Raw genomic sequence first — 25,556 nt, forward strand, 5'->3', positions numbered from 1 at the left:
CAGGACGAACATGGCTGCGCCGAAGATTGAAAAGCGGTGGTTTTTCACAACAATCGCCGGGACGGTTTGCGCCACAATCTCGCCCGGTTCCGACCACAATCGATTAATACGGTGATAAACAATTCCTGCGCACAAGGGATTGCGAATCAAGGTGGCGCTGGCATTCGTCGAGTGGGTTTTTGGCCCTGCCGACGGTCAAGTTGCGGCGCCTTTGTTGAGAGGGGACAATCGAAAAATGCAACGCACGGCGCGCCCGCATCTTCGTCGCGCTTGCGCTTTCACGTTGTTTGCCCTGTCGGCTGCCTTGCTGGCGGCTTGTGCCGCGCCGCCACAGTCGAAGCCGATGGTCAACAAGAAGCCCCGCTCCAAGGAATATTTTTCCGAATCCGAATACGGCGTGAAGGCCAGCCCGCGCGTCACCTTCAAGATGTCGGGCCTGCAGCGTGGCGGCGGACGCGACCAGCTCGGCAAGCCCTATCAGGTGCGCGGCAAATGGTATTATCCGAAGGAAGACAAGCGCTATGCCAAGATGGGTCTCGCCTCCTGGTATGGCGAAGCCTTCCACGGCAGGCTGACCGCTAACGGCGAAGTCTACGACATGACACATCTGACCGGCGCGCATCCGACAATGCCGCTGCCGAGCTATGCGCGCGTCACCAATCTGAAGACCGGCAGCTCGGTCATCGTGCGCGTCAACGATCGCGGCCCTTACCATGACGGGCGCATCATCGATGTGTCGAAGCGCGCCGCCGAAATGCTCGACTATGCCAATATCGGCACGGCCAAGGTGAAGGTCGAATATGTCGGCAGGGCGCCGCTTGACGGCAATGACGATCGGTACCTGATGGCCTCCTATAATCCAGGCAACAGGGTGCCGGATCCGTCGGACGGCTTGCCCACCGGTGTCATGATCGCCATGAATGGACCATCGCCGAGTACGGCGTTGGCCGCCGCCGCTCCATTTCCCGGCCAGTTGACGAATTCCGCATCGGCACAGCCTGTCATTGCGGCGCAGGCGCCGGCCTCCGGCAATGTCACGCTGCCCGATTTCGGGCCGATCGTGCCGGAACGCCCGCAGATCAATCTGCCGGCGCAATCGCCGTTCAGCGTAGCGTCGCTGTCTTACGCGAACGAACGCGTGCAGCGCGCCTCCAATGTCTTTGCCGGGCTGGATGGCGCCGGCATGTCGCCTGCCGAAATCCTTCGATCGTGGAAGCGGCAAGCTCCTCCGGCCGCGTCGCCCACGGACTTTATCGCGGCTGGCTCGTTCGAGGATGCCGCCGAGGCGCAGCGTGTGGCAGCCCGGCTTTCCAGCTTCGGCAAGACCGAAATCCAGCGCTCCGAATTCGAGGGCAACGACTGGTATTCGGTCAACCTCTATCCGGACGGCCATGGCAGCCTGGACGAGATGCTGCAGGCGGCATGGTCGCACGGCGCACCGGACGCGCTCGTGGCTCGGAACTGACCGGCAAAAACTGTAAGTTTTGCCAGTTGTCCATCGCGCGGTTGATCGGCCGGGACAAAGCCTGATAGCTTGTAGAGCTTGCCCAGAAATGCCGGCTGACAGGTCGAATCTCTCATGAAATTTCGCTTCGCCGCGCCTCTCGCCGGGCTCCTGGGTTTTGGCCTCCTGCTGCTTTCGCTGGCTCCGGCCGCGGCGCAGCTTTTCGAGACCAAGGCCGCGCAGGCCTTCATGATCGATGCCGAAACCGGAACGGTGCTGTTTTCCAAGGATGCCGACAGGCCGATTCAGCCGGCGTCGCTGGCCAAGCTGATGACGATGGAGGTGGTGTTCAACGCCATCAAATCGGGGCGCGTGACGCTCGACGACACATTCGTGGTGAGTGAAAACGCATGGCGCACGGGCGGCGCGCCATCCGGGACGTCGACAATGTTTGCCAAGCTGAAGTCAACGATCCGGCTTGAAGACCTGATCCAGGGCGTGACGGTTCAGGCCGCCAATGACGGCTGCATCATCATCGCCGAAGGTTTTGCGGGATCGGAGGCGAATTTCGCGACTGAGATGACCGAGCGCGCGAGGGAGATTGGCCTCGAGAAATCGACATTCGTCAATTCAACCGGTCTGCCGGCCGACGGTCAGCAAACGACGGTTCGAGAGCTTGCGCTTCTGGCCCTGCATATCTGGCGCTCGTATCCGGACCTCTATCGCTATTACGGCCAGAAGGATTTCACCTGGAACAAGATCACCCAGAGGAACCGCAACCCGCTGCTGGCGATGGATATCGGCGCCGATGGCCTGGCGATCGGCAGGAGCGAGGCATCCGGGTTTGGCGTCGTCGGCTCGGTCAGCCACAGTGGCAGGCGGGTCATTGCGGCGATGAGCGGCTTGGCAAGCGACCGCGAGCGCGCCGAGGAAGCGCGAAAGCTGCTCGATTGGGGCCTTCGTTCCTTCCAGAAGACCGAGATTTTCGCCAAGGACGAGGTGGTCGGCGAGGCCCAGGTTTTCGGCGGTGCGAAATCCGGCGTGGCGCTGAAGGCAAAAGCGCCCGTGGTCATCTTCCTGCCCATCGCCAACCGCGACAAGCTGACCGCCAAGATCGTCTATGACGGGCCGGTTGCAGCACCCGTGGAGGAGGGGCAACCAGTGGGTGCACTGCGGGTCTGGATCGGTGATACGCTGAGCCAGGAGACGCCGCTTTTCGCGGCCGAGTCGGTTGGCGTCGGCTCGTTGCCGCAACGCGCGCTCGATGCCGCCAAGGAACTGGCCGTCGGCTGGCTGCGTTAATGCATGTCGCCCAAAAGTGCGCAGCGGTTTTGGGCAACGACATGCATGAAAAGGGCCTAAAGCGCGTCGCATATCTTCAGACGCGACGCGCTTTGGCACCATGGCGTGGACCTTTTCACAAGTCAGGACTATTACGGTCCCGCAGCATGGATAAAGGCTTTGGTGAGCGGATTTTTCATCACCTTCGAAGGCGGAGAAGGGGCAGGCAAGTCGACGCAGATCGAGCGGCTGGCCAGTAAGATGCGCGCCAAGAAATACGATGTCCTTGTCACGCGTGAACCGGGTGGCTCGCCTGGCGCAGAGGCGGTCAGGCATGTCCTGCTTTCCGGCGCTGCCGAGCCATTCGGCCCCAGGATGGAGGCGCTGCTTTTCGCCGCCGCGCGTTCCGACCATGTCGAGCAGGTCATCCGGCCGGCGGTCGAACGCGGCTCGATCGTGCTTTGTGATCGCTTCATGGACTCCTCGCGGGTCTACCAGGGCGTCACCGGCGGCCTCGACCCGGTGTTCATGGGTGCGCTGGAAAAGGTCGCCATCAATGGCATGGTGCCCGACATGACGCTGATCTTTGATATCGACCCGGCCGAGGGACTGCGGCGCGCCACGGCACGGCGGGGCACCGATGCCGGAGCCGACCGCTTCGAAAAGGAAACGCTTGATATCCACCAGCGCCGCCGCGAAGCCTTTCTGGCAATCGCCGCGGCAGAACCCGAGCGGTGCATCGTCGTCGACGCGTCTGCCGACCCCGACACGGTGGAGAACGTCGTCACCGCCGCCGTATTCGCGGCCCTGGAGACGATGACGCCGGCGCACAGGAAGCAGGCGCCGGGATGATTTTCGAACGGATCGCACCAGAACAGCACGACACGCTGGACGGCGTACCGGAGCCATCCGAGACGCCGCGTCTGGTCGGGCATGGCCAGGCGGCGAACATGCTGGCGTCAGCCTATCGCTCCGGGAAGCTGCCGCATGCGCTGATCTTTGTCGGACCGGTCGGCATCGGCAAGGCGACGCTCGCCTTCCATCTGGCGCATCATCTATTAAAGCATCCGGCGTTCGAACAGGCGCCGGACGTTCTCGCCGTTCCCGATCCGGCGTCATCGCTGTTTCGCCAGATCGCCACCGGCGCGCACCCTTCGGTGCTGCATCTGACCCGCCCGCCGAACGACAAGACGAAGAGCTTTAAGACGGTCGTCACCGTCGACGAGATCCGCAAGGTCAGCCGCTTCCTGTCGCTGACCTCGCATGACGGCAGCTACCGGGTGGTGATCGTCGATCCGGCCGACGACATGAATACCAATGCGGCCAACGCTTTGTTGAAGAATCTTGAAGAACCACCGGCACGCACACTGTTCATCCTGATCGTCCATGCGCCGGGCAGCTTGCTGCCGACGATCCGCTCGCGCTGCCAGATGGTGCGGCTGACGCCGCTCGATGCCGAGAGCCTGATGACGGTTCTGGAGAGCGTCGAACCACCGCCGCCGGACGATCCCGCGGCGCGCGCAGCACTGGCCAAGCGGGCAGGGGGCAGCGCACGCACCGCAATCCTGTTGACGCAGTATGGCGGGCTGGAAATCGCCGAAACGCTCGACGCCCTGGCGACAGCGGGAAAGAGCGATGTTGCCGGCGCCTATCGCCTCGCGGAGGCGGTCGCCGGTCGCGACCAGGCGATCCAGTTCGATATCTTCAATCGCCGTGCGCTCGACCTGCTCTCGACCGGTGCAAGCCAGGCCGCGCTGGCGGGCGATCTGGCGCGGGCCAAAACGCTGTCGGATACTTGGCACGAGGCTTTGAACGCTATATCTGAGACCGACACCTACAATCTCGACAAGAAGCAGCACGCCTTGACCATGATCGACCGCCTGAATTCTGCAATGCGAATGTGACGGCCCATCGGGATGGCAATCGCCGTTTCGATGCGATATCTCACCGGCATCTTTCATTCAGACATTCATGACGGCTCATCCATGGCACGCGAAAAATACTACCTCACGACGCCGATTTTCTATCCGAACGGCAAGCCGCATATCGGTCATGCCTACAATGTCATCGCCAGCGATACGCTTGCCCGCTTCCAGCGACTCGACGGCAAGGACGTCTTCTTCGTCTCGGGGACCGACGAGCACGGTTTGAAGATGCAGCAGACGGCGGACGCCGAAGGCCTGACGCCGAAAGCGCTTGCCGATCGCAATTCGGCGATCTTCCGCTCGATGCTTGAAGCGACCGGCTGTTCGAATGATGTTTTCATCCGCACCACTGAGGAGCGCCACTACAAGGCCTGCCAGGCGATCTGGACACGCATGGCGGAAAATGGCGACATTTACCTCGACCGCTATAGCGGCTGGTATTCGGTGCGGCAGGAAGCCTATTTCGACGAGGCCGAAACCAAGGTCGGCGACGACGGCGTGCGTCGCGAACCGCTCGGCTCGCCCGTCGAATGGACCGAGGAAGAGAGCTATTTCTTCCGCCTTTCCGCCTATCAGGACAGGTTGCTCGCGCTCTATGAGAGCAGCCCCGAATTTGTCGGACCGGCGGAGCGGCGCAACGAAATCGTCAGCTTCGTCAAATCCGGGCTGAAGGACCTGTCGATCTCGCGCACCACGTTCAAATGGGGCGTGCCGGTGCCGGGCGACGACAAGCATGTGATGTATGTCTGGGTCGATGCACTGACCAACTACATCACGGCTGCCGGTTATCCGGATGCGGCCGATGACAGATGGTCCTTCTGGCCGGCGAACGTCCACGTCATCGGCAAGGACATCGTCCGCTTCCATGCCGTCTACTGGCCGGCCTTCCTGCTGTCGGCAGGGATCGAACTGCCGAAGCGCGTATACGCGCATGGCTTTCTGTTCAACCGCGGCGAGAAGATGTCGAAGTCGGTCGGCAATGTCGTCGACCCGTTTGCGATGATCGAGCATTACGGTCTCGATCAGGTACGCTATTTCTTCATGCGCGAGGTGCCGTTCGGCCAGGACGGCAGCTACAGCCACGAGGCCATCGTCAACCGCACCAATGCCGACCTCGCCAATGATCTCGGCAATCTGGCGCAGCGCTCGCTGTCGATGATCGCCAAGAACTGCGGCGGCGTGGTGCCGAAGCGCGGCGAACTGAGCGATGCCGACAACGCGATCCTCGATCAGGCAAGTGCCGCCCTTGTCACGGCACGCAAAACGATGGCCGAGCAGGGCATCCATCTTGCTCTGGCGGCGATCTTTGGCGTGGTGGCCGAAGCCAACCGCTATTTCGCCGGGCAGGAGCCGTGGGCTCTGAAGAAGACCGATCCCGTGCGCATGGAAACGGTGCTGTGGACGACGGCCGAGGTGATCCGACGCGTCGCGATCCTTTGCCAGCCCGTCGTCCCGACCTCGGCGGCGAAGCTGCTCGACCTGCTGGCCGTGCCGGCGGACAGCCGCGATTTCGCGCACATCGCCGAAGGTCATGCGTTGGTGCCTGGCACGGCTCTGCCGGCGCCAGAACCGGTTTTTCCACGCTATGTCGAGCAGCCGGACGCGAACATCTGATGTTGGTCGACAGTCACTGCCATCTCGATTTTCCGGACTTCGCAGAGGAGCGGGCGGGCGTCGTCGCCCGCGCCTTAGCCGCCGGAATTGGTCGCATGGTGACGATCTCGACGCGTGTGAGGCGGCTCCAACAAGTTCTTGAGATCGCTGAATCTTTCGACGAAGTCTATTGCTCGGTCGGCACCCATCCGCACAATGCCGCCGAGGAGCTGGACGTGACTGTCGAGGAGCTTGTCCGGCTGTCCGCTCATCGCAAAGTGGTGGCGATCGGCGAGGCCGGGCTCGATTACTTCTACGACCATGCGCCGCGCGATGCGCAGGCGCAGGGCTTTCGCATCCATATTGCCGCCGCGCGTCAAACGGGCCTGCCGCTGGTCATCCATGCGCGCGATGCCGACGGCGACATGGCTGATATCCTCGAGGACGAAACAGGGAAGGGCGCCTTCCCCTTCATCCTGCATTGTTTTTCGTCAGGGCGTAGGTTGGCCGAAGTCGGCGTGGCGCTCGGCGGCTACGTTTCGTTTTCCGGCATCCTGACCTTCAAGAATTCGGCCGAGCTGCGCGCCATCGCCGCCGATGTGCCACATGATCGCCTGCTGGTCGAAACCGACGCGCCATACCTCGCGCCGATACCGTTTCGCGGCAAGCGCAACGAGCCTGCCTATGTCGCGCATACAGCCAAGGTGCTGGCCGAAACAATCGGCGTCAGCGAGGCGGAGATCGCCGCCGTCACCACGGACAATTTCTTCCGGCTGTTCAAGAAGATGCCGCGCCCAATCGCGCTGAGCACCTGACGCATGAGCGACCGGCTGCGCCTCACCATTCTCGGCTGCGGCTCATCGCCGGGCACGCCGCGCATCACCGGTGACTGGGGCAACTGCGATCCGGCCAATCCGAAGAACCGGCGCTTGCGCACCGCAGCGCTCGTCGAGCGGATTACGGCAAACGGCGACAGGACCACAGTCGTCATCGACACCGGGCCGGATTTCCGCGAGCAGATGCTGCTGGCATCGGTCAGGCGCATCGATGCGGTCGTCTATACGCATCCGCATGCCGACCATATCCACGGGATCGACGATTTGCGCGGCTTCGTGCTCGAGCAGCGTCATCTGATCGATGTCCACGCCGACCAGCCCACGATGCTGCGGTTACAGGAAGCGTTCGGCTATTGTTTCGAAACACCGCTAGGCAGTTCCTATCCGCCCATCGTCGAGCCCCATATCATCGACCACGCCAGGCCGGTGGTGATCGAAGGCGAGGGGGGTGCCCTCACCCTCGAGCCGCTGCCACAGATCCACGGCGACATCATATCGCTTGGTTTTCGCATCGGCGGGCTCGCCTATTGCCCCGATATCAGTGATTTCCCCGACGCCACGGCCGAACGGCTGCGCGGTCTGGACATGCTGGTCATCGACGCGCTGCAATACAGGACGCATCCGAGCCATCTTTCGCTCGGTCAGGCACTCGACTGGATCGAAAAACTGGCGCCGAAAAAGGCCGTGCTGACGCATATGCATGTGCCGCTCGACTACGCCACGGTAATGGCCGAGACGCCGGCCAACGTTGAACCTGCTCATGATGGTATGACGATCGAAATCCCTCTTGAATCAGCATGATAGGTTCGGTTCTTCATGGCTGGCAGCATTGATCGTGTGACCAAGGCAGCGGCCGATTCTGGTCTCGACATCGAGATCAGACGCATGGGTGCCTCGACACGCACCGCCGAGGAAGCCGCCGCGCAACGCGGCTGCACCGTTGCACAGATCGTCAAATCGTTGGTTTTCCAAGGAGAAGCTAGCGGAAAGCTGTTTCTCTTCCTGGTTTCCGGCTCCAACCAGCTCGATCTAGCCAAGGCTGCCGCACTGACCGGCGAGCCGCTGAAGCGCGCCGACCCGCGGCAGATCCGCGACGAGACAGGCTTTGCCATCGGCGGTGTCGCGCCGATCGGCCATCTGATTGCGATCCCGGCGTTCGCCGACGAAACGCTGCTCGGTTTCGACCGCATATGGGCAGCGGCCGGCGCGCACGACGCGGTGTTCGCCGCCGAGCCGCACGCAAATGATCAAGGCAGCGCAGGCTGTCGTAGCGACGCTGGCAGTCTGAATCGAACGCCGGACCCTATTCGGCGGCGATGGCGGTGGGCGCGGGCGGCAGTATGATGTCGGGCGCAGCCGGCGCGAACAGCAACTGTACGATGCTTCGGAAGGCGAGGATCTGGCGTTCGAGGACACGGGGGTCGCCGAGCCCCCGCGACATGATGATGCCGCCATCGATAACACAGGAGAACATGATGGCCACGTCGTCGAGATCCATGCCTTTGCGGGCAGGATAAACGGTCGCGATCTCGTTCAGCGCATCGCGAAACCGCCCGTTCCAGGAGCGTACGGCGTCGGAGGCGATGTCGCGAACGTTGCGATCGAAGAGGCGCTCCTGATAGGTGAACGTCGCGATCAGGCAGCCTGGGTGGCCGTTCGGCAGATCACCCATCAGCTCGGCAAGCAGCTTGAGCGTGATCAGGAACGACTGCAACGGATCATCGGACAACTGCCGGCCGCGGCGAAACACATCATCGAAGATGCGGTCGTTCTCCTCGACGTAGCGCAGCATCAAGGCGCGGGCGAGTTCGTTCTTGTCCTTGAAATGATAGAAGAAGCCGCTCTTGGTGATGCCGGCTTCGGCGATCACCTCCTCGATGGACGTCGCGCCGAACCCCTTGGCGAGCACCGAGGCCTCGGCGATCTCCAGAATGCGTTCGCGCGTTTCCGCACCCTTGCGCATGACCGAATGCCCTCAAATTTACTGTACCGGCGGTATGGTTTTCACCCCAGCCAAATCGGCAATGATAGCAACAAAGCCGGCCCAGTGCGGCTATCCGTCTGTAATTGCTGCGGTTTCCGCTTCGGTGGAGTACCGGACCACAAGCCTTCTACCGCGCCGGCGGCACGTGCTGCTAAAACTTGGCTATTCCGAACCGGCCGCCACCAGGGCGGCACGGTGTTATCTTACCACTGGAGACAAACATGGCCAAGTACCGCCAGAATCTGCCGCAACTCGCCAACAGAACATTCCTCAGCGATGGCGGCATGGAAACGACTCTCATCTTTCACGAAGGCCTCGACCTTCCGCACTTTGCGTCATTCACGCTGATGGCAACGCCTGAAGGCCGGCAGAAGCTCAAGGAATATTACGTCCGCTATCTGACCATTGCGCGCAGAGGCGGGACCGGCTTCATCCTCGACACGCCGACGTGGCGAGCCAACCCCGATTGGGGAACCTTGCTCGGCTACGGGCCGGAAGCGCTACGCGCCGTCAACGAGGCCTCGATCGAGCTTCTTCTCGACCTGCGCAAGGAGTTCGAGACCGCCGAAACGGCCTGCGTCATCAGCGGCGCGATCGGACCGCGCGGCGACGGCTACAAAGCCGGCAAGATGGACGCCAACGAGGCGGAAGCCTATCACGCGGCGCAAATCGAGAGTTTCGCGCGGACCGAGGCTGACATGGTGGCAGCCTATACGCTCACCAATTTCAACGAGGCAATCGGCGTGGCGCGGGCAGCCAAGACGCATGCCATGCCGTGCATGATCTCGTTCACCGTGGAGACGGACGGGAGGCTGGTGACCGGGATGGCGCTCGGCGAGGCGATTGACAGGGTCGACGACGCGACAGACGGTGCGCCGGCCTACTATATGATCAACTGCGCCCATCCGACGCATTTCATGCAGGCGCTGAAAAAGGGCGAGCGCTGGCTCGATCGCGTCTATGGCGTAAAGGCGAACGCTTCGGCTAAAAGCCATGCCGAACTGGACGAATCGGAAACGCTCGACGCGGGCGACCCGGACGATCTCGGGCGGCGCTACAGCAGGCTGACAGCTTCGTTTCCGACCATGCGCATCCTGGGCGGCTGCTGCGGCACCGACCACCGGCACATCGCGGCGATCTGCGAGGCCTGCGTGCCGCAAGCGGCGTAGGACCTGTGTGCGTCCCAGGAGACGCAACGCTACCAACCGCAGTTCCGCTTAGGGAACAAGGAACTGCGGTTGGGTCGAAAGCACGCAATCAAAACCGCATCTCAGTTCCATAATCTATCTTATGCGACTTCCGGATGGGTGGAAATCCCAGCTTGAACCGACGAAAAACTTTCTGATTTCTGCGTCGATTGGCGCACTTTGTATTAGTCTTGCGACCTTAAGGCCTTAGCGTAGGATTTCGCCCCCTACCGCAAACGACCCCATCCCACACCCTCGACGCCGAAATTTCAGCTAAACATCATCAAGACCATCAAAAAATGACCGCCTCGCCTCCTTTTCTCGGCTTTCCCGATCGCCTCGCCGATGGCCGCATGCCCCGTGCGGTGATCTTCGGAGCCGGTCACGGCAGCACCTATCCCGGCAAGGACAGCAACGGCTATGCCTTGGCCGCCGACGCCATCCGCGCTGCGAGTCAGATAGATACCGAGCTCGTCGAGCACTGGGATTTCGATCTTGGCGGCCCGCTGTTCGACGGCAAGCCGGTCTGCTGCATCGACGCCGGCGACATCCCGACCACCATGCATGACAATGCCGGTAACCGGGCGCGGATCGAGGCGAAGACGCGTGAGGTCCTGGCATTGCCGGCCATACCGATCCTGCTCGGTGGCGACGATTCCGTGCCCATTCCCTTCCTCGCCGGCTTTGCGGATCACGGGCCGGTCTGGATACTGCAGATCGACGCCCATATCGACTGGCGCGACGAGTTGCATGGCGAACGCTACGGCTATTCGAACCCGATGCGCCGGGCGAGCGAGATGCCGCATATTGCCGGCATCGTGCAGGTCGGCATCCGTGGCGTCGGCAGCGCACGCCTCAGCGAAATCGAAGCGGCGCGGCACTATGGCAGCCGCTTCGTGACCGCCCGCGAAGTTCACGCCCAGGGCGTCGAAGCCGCTCTCCGGCATATTCCGGAAGGAGCGCGGATCGTCGTCACCCTCGACTGCGACGGCCTCGATCCCGGCATCATGCCGGGCGTGGCGGGGCGTACGCCCGGCGGCCTCACCTATACGCAAGTGATCGACCTGATCGCGGGCCTCGGCAAGCGGGCCAGGATCGCAGGATTCGACCTTGTCGAGCTCTATCCTCCGGCCGATATTGACGGCCTGTCGGCCCTGACCGCCGCGCGCCTTCTCGTCAATGTGATCGGCACCATCGTCCGGCAGATTTGAACCCCAGCTTCTTCTCGTAGCATAATGGCCCGACAAGGTTCCATCCGCCCGACGCCGGTCGGGCGGATGCCAGAAGGCTCGTCATTGTCGCGTCTCTAAATCGCCTTGACAACCTTACCAAGAGAGATACGTCCCGTCACAAATCTGCATTCAGCGCTTCATATAGCTCGACGATGACCAAACGCTGCCCTGCTCATCATCGACCTGCTGAATGAGTATCTCGATCCGTGGGAAGCAGATAAAGCCGATCGGCTGATTCAGAATACCAACCGGTTGGTGGCCGCTTTCAGAAGCTTACAGCTCCCGGTGATCTGGGTGCGGCAGGAGTTCCGTTCGGATCTCAGCGACGCATTTCTTGAGATGCGCGATAAACGCATCGCCGTTACGATTCAGGGCACGAGAGGCGCCCAGCTTCACGCGGGGCTCGATTGGCAGCCAAGCGATGCGACGATAGTCAAGAAGCGCTACAGCGCGTTCTTCAAGACGGGACTTGACGAGCTACTGGCTGAATTTGGCGTTGGTGAACTGGTTATATGCGGCGTCAATACGCACGCCTGCATCCGCATGGCTGCGGTAGACGCCTATCAACGAGATTTCCGGGTAGTCTTGGCCAAGGAATGCGTCGGCTCCTACGACGCAGAGCACGCGCGCGTCTCCCTGGATTACATGAACGGCAAGATAGCCAAAATAGCGACTGTTTCCGAGATCGTTGAAGCTCTCGGCGTGATCTAATGAACGTCTGATATGCGCACCCTGCCCTTCGCTAAGGTCGATGCCGGGTTCTAAGGAACAACGCCGGGAATTGCTGAGCAGTATTTGCTACGACACCGTAGACTCTCGCGAAGGCCGATTTCCTGGTCAAACCGCCCTCCGCGCTTTCCATTCGTGTCAAAATTCAATATCGCCAAAGTCGCCGCCGCCGTCGGAGCCGGCATCGTCTGCCTGGTCGGCACCGCCCTCCTCTGCCTGTGACGCCGCCGGCTCGGTTGCCTGCGCTTCGCTTCCGCCAAACATGCCGGCGATGGCGTTGCCTAGAAGCACACCGCCAGCCACGCCCATCGCAGTCTGCGCGGCTCCGGCGAGGAACCCGCCGCCTGCCCTTTGTTGATCATTGCCAGAAAGCGGCTCCCGCGGCGCAGCGGCAGCGGTGCGCCCGACCCGCGGGACCGAACCCGAGCCGAAGAGGCCGCCAAGCAATCCGCCGCCGGCAGACTGCTGTGCCTGTTCCAGTTCCTCGATGCGGGACTGTGCCGCGTTCAAGGCCTGCTCCTGCACGACGATCGTTTGCGCCATGTAGTATGGCGCGCCGGGCTGCCGGCCAATTTGGTCGTTGATGAAGCGTTCCGCTTCGGCATCGCGCGGCGGCGTCTGTCGCTCGACGTTTGCAAGTTTCTCGAAAAGATTCCCGATCGCCTGCTGGTCGTTCCTGTCCATGGGAAGCAACTCCGGTTATCCAGGCGCGCCGTCCAGGAGATTCTCGCGACGCACTCTAAGTCCCTGTTTTATGCATGTCGCGGCTCCAAAACCGCTGCCGCGACATGCATTGATTTGACGCGGCTATTCGCGCTCGCCGGTGAAGTTTAGCAGCAGCTGGAAGATGTTGATGAAGTTCAGATAGAGCGAGAATGCACCGAAGACGGCGAGCTTCTGCTGCGATTCCGCACCGAAGTTTTCCGCAAACTGCTCCTTGATCGTCTGGGTATCCCAGGCGGTGAGACCGATGAAGACGGCGATGCCGATCACTGAGATGGCGAACTGGAGCGCGGTCGAGCCGAGGAAGATGTTGACGATGCTGGCGATCACCACGCCGATCAGGCCCATGATCAGGAAGGACGAGAACTGGGTCAGGTCGCGTTTGGTCGTGTAGCCGTAAAGGCTGGTCGCGCCAAACATGGTGGCGGCGATGAAAAAGGTGCGCGCGATGCTGGTCCCGGTGAACACCAGGAACACGGACGCCAGCGACAGGCCCATGACCGCACAGAATGCCCAGAACATCGCCTGAGCGCCGGCCGCGGACATCGTCTGTATTCGGAACGAGAACAGCAGCACGAAGGCGAGCGGTGCCAGCATCACCACCCACTTCAACGGGCTGGAAAAGATCGGCACGTAGAGGGCTGGCGTGGAAGCCACCACGAAGGCGATCACGCCGGTAACGACGAGGCCAACGCCCATATAATTGTAGACGCGCAGCATGTGCTGGCGCAGGCCTTCGTCGTAGACGGCGCCGGTTTGGGCTCCGACGCCGGTGCGGTATCCTAGATTGGGGGTGTTCATGCCGGTTCTCCTTTGTGAGGGTCAGTAAAGCGTGTTGGCGAGCGTTTCTGCGGTGCGATCGAGATCGCGGACACCGCTTCGGGCGACGACTGCGTAAGCAACTTCGCCGATCTGGAAATAGGCCGAGGAAATTTCGCCCGAGGGGGCGACGGTCGGCTGGACCACGTCGAACGTTCCGGGCCTGATCGCGAACAGCGAGACCAGCCCCAGGTCCCTTGTTTCGACGGCCATCTCGACGCTCGGGCCGAACTGCGACGGATAGATCTGCACGTCACGCACCTTCCAGTCCTTCGGCAGCGACGGCATGACGATCGCCGTGGCGGCGCGGATTTCGTCCGCATCGTAGTTCGGCGCTTCGGGCTGGGATGACATGGCTTCGCGCATAATCGTCGTCCTGTGTGCCCGGATCGCCTCCTCCAGATAGACAGGCGGCTGGGTCGAGGCGACGACTTTCGTCACCGATATCGGCCCGACGATCCCGTTCGCCAACCAGCCAGCAGCCACCAAGACCGCGACCGCCGCAGCCCGCTGCAACGTGCGTAAGGCGCGCCCCCGGGCCAGTCCCCGCTCCAGCCGCCGTGCCGCATCGGCCGTTGCCGGCCGCGCCATGCCCCTGGATCCGGCAAGCGCCACGCGCAGTTCGTCGCGCGTCCTGAGGTCGGACATCACGCGAGCGGCCGCCTCCGGACGGGCGGAAAGAAACGCCTCGACCTCGATGCGGCGGGCAACGTCCAGTTGGTCGTCGACATAGGCGTCGAGGTCGGCATCGGTCACCGGGTCGCGCAGTTCGCTCATCACAGACATCACGGGCCTCCCACGATCTTGAGGTGGTTTTTCGCACGTGCCGGCAATTTGTCCTCCATCTCGCGGAGCGCCGCGCGCGCCCTGCCGATGCGCGACATCAGCGTTCCCAGCGGTACGCCGCTGGCCTCGGCCGCCTGGCTGTAGGTAAGTCCCTCGATGGCGACGAGATGCAGCGCCGAACGCTGCTCATCCGGCAATTTGAAAAAAGCTTCGCGCACCTGTGCCAGGCGGACGGAATGCTCCTGGGGAGCCTGCACGCTGGCGTCGACAAGATATCCGGCCTGCTCGACGCGCACCGCTTCAGACTTGCGGGACCGCAAACCGTCAATGAAAGCATTGTGGACGATCGACAGCAGCCATGCGCGCAGGTTCCCGCCGGAGCGGAAGGTGCTGCGCCTCTCATATGCACGCACCAGCGCGTCATGCACCAGATCCTCTGCTTCTGCGCTGTCGCGCGCCAGCGAACGCGCGTAGCGCCGCAGGGAACCAAGCTGTCCTATAATATCGAAGCGTGGCATCGACCCTCTCATGTCCTGTTTACGGAGCATGGCAGGTTTTAATCCCGCTCTTTGAGTTTTTTTGCGATCCGGGAAGGTCAGGCATCACCGGTACAACGCCACCATCGCGCGTACGGCTTGTTTGTCCGCGAACGATCCCTCAGCCGACACAATTCGCCGCGCGGTTTTAGCGCCACCGGGATTTCGATGTTTATCCCTGAATTAATTTGTGACGCGAAAAATCGCCAAGCTGTCATCTTTTTCGGGGCACTTGCGAGTTATAGGCAGGAAACATTCACCGCCGAATCTTCCCTTCGCCGACGGCCCTTTGGGCCCGCTTTTGTTCAACGAATTATCGACCCGACATGACAAGCAATGTGCCAACCCAGCGGGATACCCGCATTGATGTCTTCCGCGCGCTAGCGCTGCTGACGATCTTCGTCAACCATGTGCCGGGGACGATCTTCGAGTATTTCACGCACAAGAATTTCGGCTTTTCCGATTCGGCCGAAGCCTTCGTGCTGATTTCCGGGATTGCCGTTGGGCTCGCCTACGGACTGAAGTTCCAGCCGGGGAACCGGTTGCTCATCACCCTGAAGGCCTGGCGGCGTGCCGGTGTCCTCTACGTCACCCACGTCATGACCACTGTCGCGACGCTGGCGATCTTCTCGGCGGCTGCATTGCATTTCTCGCGGCCCGATCTTTTGAAGCTGATCAACATCCAGATGATCATCGAGGACACGCCGGAAGCGCTGCTCGGCATCGCGGCGCTCGGGCATCAGATCGGCTATAACAATATTCTTTCCATGTATGCCGTCGTACTTCTGATGATGCCGCTTTTCTTGTGGATCGGCACTTTCAGCCTGCGCCTTATGCTTGCTGCGTCCGCTCTCCTCTGGCTCATCGTCGGAATTTTTCAGATCGCGCCTTCGAATTTTCCCGGCGACGGCTTCTGGTTCCTGAACCCGCTCTCCTGGCAGTTTCTTTTCGTCATCGGGATCGCCGGCATGCTGCATGTCAAGCGCGGCGGCGAAATCCGCTTCAACTGGATGATGGCGAGCGCGGCTGTCGGGTATCTGGTCGGTGCGCTGATTTGGGTGCGGCTGCCGCTGTGGGGCATCGAGACGGCCTCCGGCCTGCCTACCGTGCTGACCGGCTTCGACAAGACGTTCCTGTCGCTGTCGCGCCTCATGCACATTTTGGCGATCGCCTATCTGATCGTGGCAATCCCGGCGCTTTCCAACCTGGCGAGGACCAGGCCCGGACACCCGCTCGCGGTTCTTGGTAAGCATTCGCTGCCGGTCTTCATCGCCGGAACGATCTTCGCCATGATCGCGCAGGTCATGAAGGTCGTCAGCCCAGGCGGGCTCCTCTACGACGCAATCCTGATCTCGACAGGCATCGCGCTGCAATTCGGCTTCGCCTATTACCTCGAATGGTTGCCGCGGATCGGTTGGGGCGGCAAGAAACAGCAACCTGTCGCCGCCTTGCCGTCGGCCGCCCTCAAGCTGGCGTCATAGAACGGCGTCGACCAACTGACATGCGGAAAGCCACATTTGCCTGCTGCGTCCTCCTCGCCGTGTCGTGGAAATGACGAGTACGATGAGCCGTGCCAATCGAGGCTTGTCTCCCGGTTTGGCGGTTTTCAGCTTGGTGCAAATGAAACCGCTGGCGCAGCACGGCCGATTTGCGTATCACTCCGCCGCCAACGGAACCGCGCCGATGTTTGAAGACCTCCAGCCTGCCCCAGCCGACAAGATCCTCGCCTTGATCGGCCTCTTTCGCGCCGATCCCCGCCCCGGCAAGGTCGACCTCGGCGTTGGCGTCTACAAGGATCGCGATGGCAAGACGCCGGTGATGCGCGCCGTGCGCGAAGCCGAAAAGCGACTGCTGCAGGGCCAGGATACCAAGACCTATCTCGGCCTTGCCGGAGATACCGGCTTCAACACGGCGATGGCGAAGCTGGTCTTTGGCCCTACGGCCGAGCTGACGCGCATCCGTGCGGCGCAGGCGCCCGGCGGCTCGGGCGCGCTGCGACTGGTGGCTGAGCTGCTCAAGAGGACGCGATCGGACGCGACGATCTGGCTGTCGGACCCAACCTGGCCGAACCACATGCCGGTGATGCGAGCCGCCGGCCTGCAGATACGCGAATATCCCTATTTCGACGCCGCCTCAGGTGCTGTTCGCTTCGCGGACATGATAAGTGCGCTGGCGACCGCCAAGAGCGGCGACGTGGTGCTGCTGCATGGTTGCTGCCACAATCCGACAGGCGCCAATCTGGACACCGCGCAGTGGGCTGAAATAGCCGACCTCGTCGTCGAGCGCGGCCTGCTGCCTTTTGTCGACATTGCCTATCAGGGCTTTGGCGAAGGCCTCGACGCTGACGCCGTTGGCTTGCGCCTGCTGGCGGCAAAAGTCCCGGAAATGGTCGTTGCCTCGAGCTGCTCGAAGAACTTTGCCGTGTATCGTGACCGTGTCGGCGCGGCGATGATCCTGGCCAAAGACAGCGCGCAGGCGGATGTGGCAATGAGCCAGATGCTGTCGGCCGCCCGCGCCATGTACTCGATGCCGCCTGACCACGGCGCGGCCGCGGTGCGCATCGTGCTCGAAGACGCCACGCTGCGCGCCGGCTGGGAAGCTGAGCTCGAGGAGATGCGCCTGCGTATGCTGCGGCTTCGGGTGCGGTTCGCCGAAGCGCTGCGGCGGCAGTCCAATTCCGACCGCTTCGATTTCGTCGCCAGCCATCGTGGCATGTTTTCCCGGCTTGGCCTGTCCGAAGCGCAGGTCGAGCGGCTGCGCGCCGAGCACGGCGTCTATATGGTCGGCGACAGCCGCATCAACGTCGCTGGCCTGCCGGAGGACGGGATGGACGCTCTCGCCAAGGCGATCGTCTCCGTGCTCGACTGAACACTTTGCTTGACCATGATCTTTTCCGAAAGCCGGCTTCCACTTTTCGGGATCATGGCCCGCGCAACTGTGGACAATGCGCCCTTGCCGGCTGACAGCATTTGCCGAGTGATCGGTGCACGATAGCATTCGACAGATGAAACCCTCGAAAGACATTTCCCGGCTGATCGAAATCATGGCGGCGCTGCGGGCGCCGGAAACCGGCTGCCCGTGGGATATCGAGCAGGATTTCTCGACCATCGCGCCCTACACGATCGAAGAAGCCTACGAGGTGGCGGATGCGATCGCGCGCGGCGACCTGGGCGATCTGCGTGACGAGCTCGGCGATCTGCTGCTGCAGGTCGTCTACCATGCGCAGATGGCCGAGGAGGCCGGTGAATTCGCCTTTGGCGACGTGGTCCAGGCCATCACCACAAAAATGATCCGCCGCCATCCGCATGTCTTCGGCGACGAGAAGGCGCGCAGCGCCGGCATGGCCAAGGGCATGTGGGAGAAGATCAAGGCCGAGGAAAAGGCGGAAAAGCGAAACGCCCGCCTCGCCCGCGGGCACGATCCTGAGGATCATGGCAAGGGTTTTCTGGACAGCGTACCGGTCGCCCTGCCCGCTTTGACCCGGGCGCTCAAGCTGCAGGAAAAAGCGGCCCGCGTCGGCTTCGACTGGAGCGAGGCCACGCCGATCCTCGACAAGATCGAGGAAGAAATCGGCGAGTTGCGCCAGGCCCTTGCCAAGGGCGATACGGCGTCGATCAAGGACGAGTTCGGCGACATGCTGTTTGCCGTCGTCAATCTCGGGCGTCATCTCAAGGTCGATTCCGAAGCGGCGCTCAGCGGCACCAACGAGAAATTCCGGTCGCGGTTCCGCTATGTCGAGCAAGCGCTGGAAGCGTCCGGAAACACCCTGGAAAAGGCGACGCTCGACGAGATGGAGGCGCTTTGGCAGCAGGCCAAAGGCGCGAAGTAACAGAAATTATCCGTTGTTTTTACGACGCAATCGGCTTTCTATCTCTTCGTGCGCGGTTTGCGTCGCTTTGAGCGACACGGTCACGCCGCCATCTTCATTGTCGGTGCGCGAGACGACGTCGCCATTGCGGTAGAGCCAGTCGACGAGCCCGAGCTGCTCAGGCTTGAGCGTGACGGTCAGCGTTTCCAGTTCGCCTGACACTCTTGTCTCGATGATCGCCTTCAGCACATCGATGCCCTCGCCGGTGGCGGCCGATATGGCGATCGGCGGCGCCTTGTTGCCGTCGATGCCGTCGGCGAGCAATCGCGCCCGGTTGCCTTCATCGAGCCGGTCGATCTTGTTCCACACTTCGATGACGCGCTTGGTGTCGCTGGCATCGACGCCGAGATCGGCGAGGATGCGCTCGACATCCTCGGCCTGGGCGGCCGTGTCGGGGTCCGAAATATCGCGCAGATGGATGACGAGATCGGCCTCGACCACCTCTTCCAGCGTTGCCCGGAAGGCTGCAATCAGATGCGTCGGCAGATCCGAAATGAAACCGACCGTGTCCGAAAGGATGACCGGCGTGCCGTGCGGCAGTCGCACCCGACGCAGTGTCGGGTCGAGCGTGGCAAACAGCATGTCCTCGGCCAGCACCCCTGCTCCGGTCAGCCTATTGAACAGCGTCGACTTGCCGGCGTTGGTATAGCCGACGATCGCCACCACCGGGAACGGCACCTTCTTGCGCTTGGCGCGGTGCAGGTCACGGGTGCGCCGCACGGTTTCCAGCTCGTGCTTCAGCTTGTTGATCTTGTCCTGCAGGACACGGCGGTCCGACTCGATCTGCGTTTCGCCAGGGCCGCCGAGGAAACCGGCGCCGCCGCGCTGGCGCTCGAGGTGGGTCCAGCTTCGCACGAGCCGGCCCTTCTGATAGTTGAGGTGCGCAAGATCGACCTGCAGCGTGCCTTCCTTGGTCCGCGCGCGCTCGCCGAAAATCTCCAGGATGAGCCCGGTGCGATCCAGCACCTTGGCGTTCAATTCCTTTTCCAGATTGCGCTGCTGCACCGGCGTCAGCGGATGGTCGACAATGACCAGTTCGGCATGGCCCTCTTTGACGATCTCGGCGAACTCCGCAACCTTGCCGCTGCCGAGCAAGGTTGCGGGCCGCGGATCGTTGACCGTCACCACCGCGGTATGGATTGGGTCGAGATCAATGGCTTGGGCAAGGCCAACCGCTTCGTCGTGGCGGGCCTCGGCGGAGCGCGTCAGGCGCGGACGATTCGTGTCGTCGTCGCCACGCTGCTGGCGGGTAAGCACGGGCACGATGACCACGGCCCGGGTCGGGCCTTCGGCTTCCGGCCCCGGCTGATATGCTGGTTTTTCGCGAACGCTGCGGTCCGCGTCTTTCTTACGTGCCAATCAGGCGCCCTGGCTTTCCTCACCATCGAACATCTGAACCGGCTGGCTCGGCATGATCGTGGAAATGGCGTGCTTGTAGACGAGCTGGGAATGGCCGTCTCGACGCAGCAGAACGCAGAAATTGTCGAACGAAGTGACCACACCGGTCAGCTTCACACCGTTGATGAGAAAGATGGTGAGTGGGTTTTTGCTTTTGCGAACTGAATTCAGGAACAGGTCCTGAAGATTTTGCGATCGTTCCGCCATTGTTCTTGTCTTTCGCCGATCCCCTTCGGTTTGCAGGCCAATGCGCCAAATTACCTGGCACATGTCAAGCGCGCAAACACCGTCTTGCCGTCAATAACGACAAGCAGAACGAGATATATTGATGTTCATTCCACCTGTGCGGTTATCAGGCTGGACTTTTTTCCGCAACGTCAAAAAAGGCGTGCCGCAAGGAAAGTGTTATGGAGCCCGGATGGCCGTTGGCGACGGGAGCACCGTCGATCGCCACGATCGGCATGGCGATTGTGGTCGCGGAGCTGATGAAAACCTCGCGCGCGGCCTTGGCTTCAGCGACCGAAAAGCCCCGTTCCTCGATCTTCAGGCCGAGCTTGGCGGCCACTTCGAACAGCGTGGTGCGCGTGATGCCGCGCAGGATGCCGTGCTCGGCCGGACGCGTCACCAGCACGCCATCCCTGGTGATGATCCAGGCATTCGACGATCCACCTTCCTTGACCGTGCCGTCGGCATCGACGAACCAAGCTTCCTGGGCGCCGGCTTCCTTGGCCTTCTGCTTGGCGAGCACATTTGGCAACAGGCCGACCGACTTGATATCGACCCGGTCCCAACGATTCTCCAGCACAGTGATGACCTTGATTCCGCTTTCGGCCCTCTTCTCGGCAGCAGCGGGGTCGGCTTTCCTGGCGGTCACCACCAGCGACGGCTTCGTGCCGGCGGGGAAAACAAAGTCACGGCTGGCCACGCCGCGCGTCACCTGAAGATAGACCAGGCCATCGGTGACGTGGTTGCGGCGGACCACCTCACGCATGATGATCGGCAACACGCCCCGCGTGACCGGCCAGTCGATCGACAATTCGGTCAGCGAGCGATTCAGCCGCCCGAGATGGCGAGGCATATCGACGATGAAGCCGCGCGCCACCTCGCAGACCTCGTAGACGCCATCGGCGAACTGATAGCCGCGGTCCTCGATATGTACGAAAGCGTCGGCGTGAGCGACATAGCGCCCGTTCACATAGGCAATGCGCGGCATGGGTCACCCCTGGAGAAAGTCAGCGCATGACCCCGAAAATCGGAATCGATTTTCGGAAAGGATCATGCGCAAATCAAAATGCTACAGCGTCCTTTGCGCGTCCCAAAAGACGCGCGGCGCTGTAGCGCTTTCTTAGGCGATTCCGCCGCCGCCGTAACCGATAATTGCGTAAGCCACGATTGGATTGGCTGTCAGACGCCCAGCGACTTCAGCTTGCGGTGAAGCGCCGAGCGCTCCATGCCGATGAACTCCGCCGTCTTCGAGATGTTGCCGCCAAAACGATTGATCTGGGCTATCAGATAGTCCTTCTCGAACTGTTCGCGCGCTTCACGCAGCGGCAGCGCCATGATGTGCTGATCGGATTGGTTTGGCGTGCGCGGCATGACATCGCCAATCTCTGCAGGCAAGAGATCGGCGGTGATTGGTGCATCGATATCGTCGCCGCGCGCCAGGATCATCAGCCGCTCGACATTGTTGCGCAACTGGCGGACGTTGCCTGGCCAGTTGTGCGCCTGCAGCACCGCCAGGGCGTCGTCGCCGATGCGCCGCGGCCGGATGCCGGCCTGGCGGGCGATCTGCTTCATGAAATTGTCGACCAGATATGGGATGTCCTCCCGCCGCTCGGCCAGTCCCGGCACCATGACCGGAACCACCGCCAGACGGTGATAGAGATCCTCGCGGAAGCGGCCGTCGGCAATCATTGCCTCCAGATTCTGCGCGGTCGACGAGATGATTCGGACATCGACCTTGACCCGTTTGGTGCCCCCTACCCGCTCGAACTGTTGTTCGACCAGCACGCGCAGGATCTTGTTTTGCGTCTCACGCGGCATGTCGGCCACTTCGTCGATGTAGAGAATGCCGCGATGAGCTTCCTCAAGCGCGCCGACCTTGCGTTCGACACCGTTTGATTCGGTGCCGAACAGCTCGACCTCCATGCGTTCGGGCGTGATGTTGGCAGCGCTCAGCGTGACAAATGGCGCGCTCTTGCGCGCCGACAGCGTGTGGATGGCGCGTGCCGCGAGTTCCTTGCCCGACCCGGACGGGCCGATGATCATGACGCGGCTGTTGGTCGGCGCCACGCGCTCGATGGTCTGGCGCAACTGGCTCATTGCCGACGACATGCCGATGAGGTCGAAGGTTTCGCCGCTGCGCAGCTTGAGATCCGAAACCTCGCGTCTCAGTTTCGACGTTTCAATCGCACGTTCGGCGATGAGGATCAGCCTGTCGGCCTTGAACGGTTTCTCAATGAAGTCATAGGCGCCGCGGCGGATGGCCGAGACCGCCGTCTCGATGTTGCCGTGGCCCGAGATCATCACCACAGGCAGACTCGGATGCATCGTCTTGATCTCGTCCAGCAACGCCAGTCCGTCCAGACGTGAGCCTTGCAGCCAGATATCAAGGAAAATCAGCCTCGGCGCCCGGTCGGCGATCGCCGCCAGGGCGCTGTCGGCATCGAATGCCGTGCGGGTTTCGTGACCTTCGTCGCTCAGGATACCGGCGACAAGTTCGCGGATGTCTTCCTCGTCATCGACGATGAGAATGTCAGACGCCATTACCGACCTTTTCAGTTTGTCTTTCGTGTTCCGTCCTGCCTTCGCCGAGCGACGGCACAGTGTCGGCAAGCGGCAGGATGATGCTGATCATCGCGCCTCGCCCGTCGTGGAAATCCGCCGGCGCGTCATGAAGTTCGAGCCGACCGCCATGGTCCTCCACTATCTTCTTGACGATAGCGAGGCCGAGCCCCGTGCCTTTCTCGCGTGTCGTCATGTAAGGCTCGAGCAGTCGCTGTCGATTCTCGCGCGGCAAACCCTTGCCATTGTCGATGACATCGATGCGAACCGAGCCATTCTGGCGCCCGGCTTGAATCCGGATTATGCCGTGCGAGCGGTCTTTTTGATCAAGTCCGTCAATCGCCTCGGCTGCGTTCTTGATAACATTGCCAAAAGCCTGCGCCATCAGGCGGCTGTCGAAGGTGCCTTTGAGCGGTTCGTTGCCGAACACGCGCTCGAAGGTGATATCGGCGCGGCTCACTTCGACGAGGAACGAGGCTTCGCGCAACGACTCGCGCAAATCGAGGGCCTTCATTTCGGGCTTGGGCATGCGTGCGAAAGCCGAGAACTCGTCGACCATGCGACCGATGTCCTCAACCTGCCTGATGATCGTGTCGGTGCATTGATCGAAAACCTCGCGGTCTTCGGTGATGACCTTGCCGTAGCGGCGCTTGATGCGCTCGGCGGATAGCTGGATCGGTGTCAGCGGGTTCTTGATCTCGTGGGCGATGCGCCGCGCCACATCCGCCCAGGCCGAGGAACGCTGCGCCTGGACCAGATCGGTGATGTCATCGACCGTCACGACATAGGATTTCTCCTCCGCACCGTCGTCGCCGGCCTCGACCGTGATCTGCACGTTGAAGGTGCGCTCCGTACCGGCGCGATAGAAGGTCACCTGCTCGCGGTGGACAGGCTTGCCCGACTTGCGGCCGATCTCGAAGACGCGGCCGACATGCGGCAGCACCGCGGACAGGTTTTGCCCGAGTGCGGCGGTGGCGGATATGGCCAGCATCGTTTCGGCCGAGCGGTTGACGATGGTGACGATGCCATATGGATCGACCCCGATGACGCCGGCGGTGACACCGGCAAGCACGGCCTCCGAAAAGCGCCGCCGCTCGTCGATCAAATCTTTGGCGGACAGAATCTCGTTACGCTGCGATTTCAGTTCCAGCAGCATCTTGTTGAAGGTGTCGCCGAGCGAGGCGACGTCGCCGTCGGAGGGCCGAACCGGCACGGCAACGTCGAGATTGCCGGTCGCGACCTCGTCGGCCGCGCCGATGAGCTGGCGGATCGGCCGCACCAGGCGGTCTGCCACGGCGATGCCGGTCCAGATGGCAGACAGAATGATGATCAGCGTCAGCGACAGATAGGGAAGTGCGAAGGCGACCTGCGAGGTGCGGCGATTGTCTTCCAGACCGCGATATTCGTCGGTGTTGGATCTTACAATCTGCCGCGCCTTGATCACCTCAGGATCGACGAGCCGGATGGTGTAGAGATAGAGCCCTTCGATCTCGCGCAGCTTGACGATGGCGCCCATGATGTTGCGCGTCTTCGGCTCGATCAGCACCGGCCTGCCGTCGGCGGCACTGCTCATGGCGCCTTCCGGCGGCTCCGGCATGGCAAAATCGGCGTCGGTCTTGGCGCTCATGACGAATGAACCGTCGGGCCTGACCAGTGCGGCATGGGCCAGAGAGCGTCCGACTGCTTCCTTGTTCATGAGATCGAGGAAGCCGGTTCGATCGAGGCCGTAGAGCGTGCGGGAGGCGTCGAGATCGTAAGCCATCGACAGGGTCGTCCCCTGGAGATTGCGTGCGTTCTCCTGCACATAGGCGTCGGCGATCGACAGCGAGGAATTGACGATCGTCTTGGTGCGGATCTCGAACCAGCGATCGAGGCCGATATCGAGTGTGATCGAGGCGATGATCGCCACCATGATGGCGGGAATCGCGGCGACCAGCGCGAACATGGCGACGATCCGCACATGCAGCCGCGACGCCGCCTTGCCGCGCCGGCGCGCCATCAAAATGCGATGCACTTCGCGGCCGACCAGCGCGATCAGGAACAGGATGAACGCCGCATTGAGGGCGATAAGCGCCAGCGTCGTCCTCTCGTCCGGCGTGATCGGCGTGGCGCCGACGAGAATGGCGAAGGAGATCGCTGCCGTAACCAGCGCACCGGCAATTGCCACCACGCCCGGCAGCGCAAGCAGCCGGCGCCCGTCCCGTGTGCCAGGTTCGCTGAAAAGCGTTTCGCTCGGTGTCGGTGCCTGTGAAGCCATGTCGCCGTCTAGAGCCAGTGATTGCGTCGGATGTATGCAACGCATTGTGGCGATTATGCAACAAGTGTGGCCTGGACGGAAATGTTTCGGCGATCGATCCCCCGGAAAGGCTTCGCTCTTTCGCGTCGGCCCGAAAATGGGAATCGATTTTTCGGAAACACGATGCGACAACTC

At 62.0% G+C, this 25,556-nt stretch carries 24 protein-coding genes; 14 read left to right on the forward strand and 10 right to left on the reverse strand.

Translation table 11 applies throughout. The features are described from left to right. Positions 1-235: 235 nt before the first annotated feature. From CIT26_RS23770 to CIT26_RS23805, 8 genes are all read left to right on the forward strand, one after another. Positions 236-1,465 (forward strand): septal ring lytic transglycosylase RlpA family protein, encoded by a 1,230-nt coding sequence (locus CIT26_RS23770; RefSeq protein ID WP_095494843.1) that lies wholly within the window; start codon positions 236-238, stop codon positions 1,463-1,465. A gap of 114 nt (positions 1,466-1,579) precedes the next feature. Further along, on the forward strand, positions 1,580-2,746 hold the full coding sequence (locus tag CIT26_RS23775; RefSeq protein WP_095494844.1) for a D-alanyl-D-alanine carboxypeptidase family protein: 1,167 nt from the start codon (positions 1,580-1,582) through the stop codon (positions 2,744-2,746). 159 nt (positions 2,747-2,905) lie between these two features. Continuing rightward, on the forward strand, positions 2,906-3,577 hold the full coding sequence (gene tmk, locus CIT26_RS23780; protein ID WP_095494845.1) for a dTMP kinase: 672 nt from the start codon (positions 2,906-2,908) through the stop codon (positions 3,575-3,577). Further along, entirely contained in the window at positions 3,574-4,629 is a 1,056-nt protein-coding gene (locus CIT26_RS23785; RefSeq protein WP_095494846.1) for a DNA polymerase III subunit delta', read from the forward strand. The genes tmk and CIT26_RS23785 overlap by 4 nt, the downstream gene beginning before the upstream one ends. Positions 4,630-4,710: 81 nt before the next feature. Then, complete coding sequence (gene metG, locus CIT26_RS23790) at positions 4,711-6,264, forward strand: methionine--tRNA ligase (protein ID WP_095494917.1); 1,554 nt, start codon at positions 4,711-4,713, stop codon at positions 6,262-6,264. Further along, positions 6,264-7,058 carry a TatD family hydrolase gene (locus CIT26_RS23795; protein ID WP_095494847.1) on the forward strand — a complete coding sequence of 265 codons (795 nt, stop codon included), beginning with the start codon at positions 6,264-6,266 and terminating at the stop codon, positions 7,056-7,058. Before metG ends, CIT26_RS23795 begins: the two co-directional genes overlap by 1 nt. A 3-nt stretch (positions 7,059-7,061) precedes the next feature. Continuing rightward, positions 7,062-7,880, forward strand: coding sequence for an MBL fold metallo-hydrolase (locus CIT26_RS23800; protein WP_095494848.1), 819 nt, complete (start codon positions 7,062-7,064; stop codon positions 7,878-7,880). A 15-nt stretch (positions 7,881-7,895) separates the two neighbouring features. Continuing rightward, positions 7,896-8,423 (forward strand): YbaK/EbsC family protein, encoded by a 528-nt coding sequence (locus CIT26_RS23805; RefSeq protein ID WP_095494849.1) that lies wholly within the window; start codon positions 7,896-7,898, stop codon positions 8,421-8,423. Here the strand turns inward: CIT26_RS23805 and CIT26_RS23810 are convergent. Further along, a complete protein-coding gene (locus CIT26_RS23810; RefSeq protein WP_095494850.1) occupies positions 8,383-9,042 on the reverse strand; it encodes a TetR/AcrR family transcriptional regulator in 660 nt (219 codons plus the stop codon). The two genes, CIT26_RS23805 and CIT26_RS23810, sit on opposite strands and share 41 nt — an antisense overlap. A 242-nt stretch (positions 9,043-9,284) precedes the next feature. Between CIT26_RS23810 and CIT26_RS23815 the strand changes: the two genes are divergently transcribed. From CIT26_RS23815 to CIT26_RS23825, 3 genes are all read left to right on the forward strand, one after another. Beyond that, complete coding sequence (locus CIT26_RS23815) at positions 9,285-10,232, forward strand: homocysteine S-methyltransferase family protein (RefSeq protein WP_095494851.1); 948 nt, start codon at positions 9,285-9,287, stop codon at positions 10,230-10,232. Between the two features lie 317 nt (positions 10,233-10,549). Beyond that, positions 10,550-11,461 carry an agmatinase gene (locus CIT26_RS23820; protein WP_095494852.1) on the forward strand — a complete coding sequence of 304 codons (912 nt, stop codon included), beginning with the start codon at positions 10,550-10,552 and terminating at the stop codon, positions 11,459-11,461. 195 nt (positions 11,462-11,656) lie between these two features. Beyond that, positions 11,657-12,193, forward strand: a complete 537-nt coding sequence (locus tag CIT26_RS23825) for a cysteine hydrolase family protein (protein WP_342587036.1) — start codon at positions 11,657-11,659, stop codon at positions 12,191-12,193. Positions 12,194-12,349: 156 nt separating this feature from the next. Here CIT26_RS23825 and CIT26_RS23830 read toward each other — a convergent pair whose 3' ends face one another. From CIT26_RS23830 to CIT26_RS23845, 4 genes are all read right to left on the reverse strand, one after another. Continuing rightward, entirely contained in the window at positions 12,350-12,895 is a 546-nt protein-coding gene (locus CIT26_RS23830) for a DUF2076 domain-containing protein (RefSeq protein WP_095494854.1), read from the reverse strand. Between the two features lie 123 nt (positions 12,896-13,018). Then, a complete protein-coding gene (locus tag CIT26_RS23835; protein WP_029352369.1) occupies positions 13,019-13,735 on the reverse strand; it encodes a Bax inhibitor-1/YccA family protein in 717 nt (238 codons plus the stop codon). A gap of 21 nt (positions 13,736-13,756) precedes the next feature. Continuing rightward, positions 13,757-14,530, reverse strand: a complete 774-nt coding sequence (locus tag CIT26_RS23840) for an anti-sigma factor family protein (RefSeq protein WP_095494918.1) — start codon at positions 14,528-14,530, stop codon at positions 13,757-13,759. Between the two features lie 8 nt (positions 14,531-14,538). Continuing rightward, positions 14,539-15,087, reverse strand: coding sequence for a sigma-70 family RNA polymerase sigma factor (locus tag CIT26_RS23845; protein WP_095494855.1), 549 nt, complete (start codon positions 15,085-15,087; stop codon positions 14,539-14,541). A 314-nt stretch (positions 15,088-15,401) separates the two neighbouring features. Between CIT26_RS23845 and CIT26_RS23850 the strand changes: the two genes are divergently transcribed. The 3 genes from CIT26_RS23850 (at position 15,402) to mazG (ending at position 18,904) form a co-directional block, all read left to right on the forward strand. Continuing rightward, a complete protein-coding gene (locus CIT26_RS23850; protein ID WP_095494856.1) occupies positions 15,402-16,556 on the forward strand; it encodes an OpgC family protein in 1,155 nt (384 codons plus the stop codon). 202 nt (positions 16,557-16,758) lie between these two features. After that, positions 16,759-17,943, forward strand: coding sequence for an amino acid aminotransferase (locus CIT26_RS23855; protein WP_095494919.1), 1,185 nt, complete (start codon positions 16,759-16,761; stop codon positions 17,941-17,943). A 136-nt stretch (positions 17,944-18,079) separates the two neighbouring features. Further along, a complete protein-coding gene (gene mazG / locus CIT26_RS23860) occupies positions 18,080-18,904 on the forward strand; it encodes a nucleoside triphosphate pyrophosphohydrolase (RefSeq protein WP_095494857.1) in 825 nt (274 codons plus the stop codon). Between the two features lie 6 nt (positions 18,905-18,910). On the opposite strand, the gene hflX is transcribed toward mazG, so the two are convergent. The 5 genes from hflX to CIT26_RS23885 all read right to left on the reverse strand — a co-directional run bounded on the left by hflX (position 18,911) and on the right by CIT26_RS23885 (position 25,382). Then, positions 18,911-20,302 (reverse strand): GTPase HflX, encoded by a 1,392-nt coding sequence (hflX, locus tag CIT26_RS23865; RefSeq protein ID WP_095494858.1) that lies wholly within the window; start codon positions 20,300-20,302, stop codon positions 18,911-18,913. Next, positions 20,303-20,548 (reverse strand): RNA chaperone Hfq, encoded by a 246-nt coding sequence (hfq, locus tag CIT26_RS23870; protein WP_006202172.1) that lies wholly within the window; start codon positions 20,546-20,548, stop codon positions 20,303-20,305. A 145-nt stretch (positions 20,549-20,693) separates the two neighbouring features. Then, entirely contained in the window at positions 20,694-21,554 is an 861-nt protein-coding gene (locus CIT26_RS23875) for a D-amino-acid transaminase (protein WP_095494859.1), read from the reverse strand. 191 nt (positions 21,555-21,745) lie between these two features. Next, positions 21,746-23,107 (reverse strand): nitrogen assimilation response regulator NtrX, encoded by a 1,362-nt coding sequence (ntrX, locus tag CIT26_RS23880; RefSeq protein ID WP_095494860.1) that lies wholly within the window; start codon positions 23,105-23,107, stop codon positions 21,746-21,748. Further along, on the reverse strand, positions 23,097-25,382 hold the full coding sequence (locus tag CIT26_RS23885) for a sensor histidine kinase NtrY-like (protein ID WP_167391525.1): 2,286 nt from the start codon (positions 25,380-25,382) through the stop codon (positions 23,097-23,099). Before CIT26_RS23885 ends, ntrX begins: the two co-directional genes overlap by 11 nt. Positions 25,383-25,556: the final 174 nt, after the last annotated feature.

It is taken from the genome of Mesorhizobium temperatum (assembly GCF_002284575.1).
GTDB classification, from domain to species: Bacteria; Pseudomonadota; Alphaproteobacteria; order Rhizobiales; family Rhizobiaceae; genus Mesorhizobium; species Mesorhizobium temperatum.

Excerpts from the sequence above, each read along its gene's own strand:
- CIT26_RS23875 (WP_095494859.1), bottom strand. The coding sequence starts at position 21,554 with ATGCCGCGCATTGCCTATGTGAACGGGCGCTATGTCGCTCACGCCGAC.
- ntrX (WP_095494860.1), bottom strand. The coding sequence starts at position 23,107 with ATGGCGTCTGACATTCTCATCGTCGATGACGAGGAAGACATCCGCGAA.
- CIT26_RS23775 (WP_095494844.1), top strand. The coding sequence starts at position 1,580 with ATGAAATTTCGCTTCGCCGCGCCTCTCGCCGGGCTCCTGGGTTTTGGC.
- CIT26_RS23815 (WP_095494851.1), top strand. The coding sequence starts at position 9,285 with ATGGCCAAGTACCGCCAGAATCTGCCGCAACTCGCCAACAGAACATTC.
- CIT26_RS23770 (WP_095494843.1), top strand. The coding sequence starts at position 236 with ATGCAACGCACGGCGCGCCCGCATCTTCGTCGCGCTTGCGCTTTCACG.
- CIT26_RS23795 (WP_095494847.1), top strand. The coding sequence starts at position 6,264 with ATGTTGGTCGACAGTCACTGCCATCTCGATTTTCCGGACTTCGCAGAG.
- hfq (WP_006202172.1), bottom strand. The coding sequence starts at position 20,548 with ATGGCGGAACGATCGCAAAATCTTCAGGACCTGTTCCTGAATTCAGTT.
- metG (WP_095494917.1), top strand. The coding sequence starts at position 4,711 with ATGGCACGCGAAAAATACTACCTCACGACGCCGATTTTCTATCCGAAC.
- CIT26_RS23810 (WP_095494850.1), bottom strand. The coding sequence starts at position 9,042 with ATGCGCAAGGGTGCGGAAACGCGCGAACGCATTCTGGAGATCGCCGAG.
- CIT26_RS23850 (WP_095494856.1), top strand. The coding sequence starts at position 15,402 with ATGACAAGCAATGTGCCAACCCAGCGGGATACCCGCATTGATGTCTTC.
- CIT26_RS23785 (WP_095494846.1), top strand. The coding sequence starts at position 3,574 with ATGATTTTCGAACGGATCGCACCAGAACAGCACGACACGCTGGACGGC.
- mazG (WP_095494857.1), top strand. The coding sequence starts at position 18,080 with ATGAAACCCTCGAAAGACATTTCCCGGCTGATCGAAATCATGGCGGCG.
- CIT26_RS23835 (WP_029352369.1), bottom strand. The coding sequence starts at position 13,735 with ATGAACACCCCCAATCTAGGATACCGCACCGGCGTCGGAGCCCAAACC.
- CIT26_RS23840 (WP_095494918.1), bottom strand. The coding sequence starts at position 14,530 with ATGAGCGAACTGCGCGACCCGGTGACCGATGCCGACCTCGACGCCTAT.
- CIT26_RS23800 (WP_095494848.1), top strand. The coding sequence starts at position 7,062 with ATGAGCGACCGGCTGCGCCTCACCATTCTCGGCTGCGGCTCATCGCCG.
- CIT26_RS23805 (WP_095494849.1), top strand. The coding sequence starts at position 7,896 with ATGGCTGGCAGCATTGATCGTGTGACCAAGGCAGCGGCCGATTCTGGT.
- CIT26_RS23830 (WP_095494854.1), bottom strand. The coding sequence starts at position 12,895 with ATGGACAGGAACGACCAGCAGGCGATCGGGAATCTTTTCGAGAAACTT.
- CIT26_RS23855 (WP_095494919.1), top strand. The coding sequence starts at position 16,759 with ATGTTTGAAGACCTCCAGCCTGCCCCAGCCGACAAGATCCTCGCCTTG.
- CIT26_RS23845 (WP_095494855.1), bottom strand. The coding sequence starts at position 15,087 with ATGCTCCGTAAACAGGACATGAGAGGGTCGATGCCACGCTTCGATATT.
- CIT26_RS23885 (WP_167391525.1), bottom strand. The coding sequence starts at position 25,382 with ATGGCTTCACAGGCACCGACACCGAGCGAAACGCTTTTCAGCGAACCT.
- CIT26_RS23820 (WP_095494852.1), top strand. The coding sequence starts at position 10,550 with ATGACCGCCTCGCCTCCTTTTCTCGGCTTTCCCGATCGCCTCGCCGAT.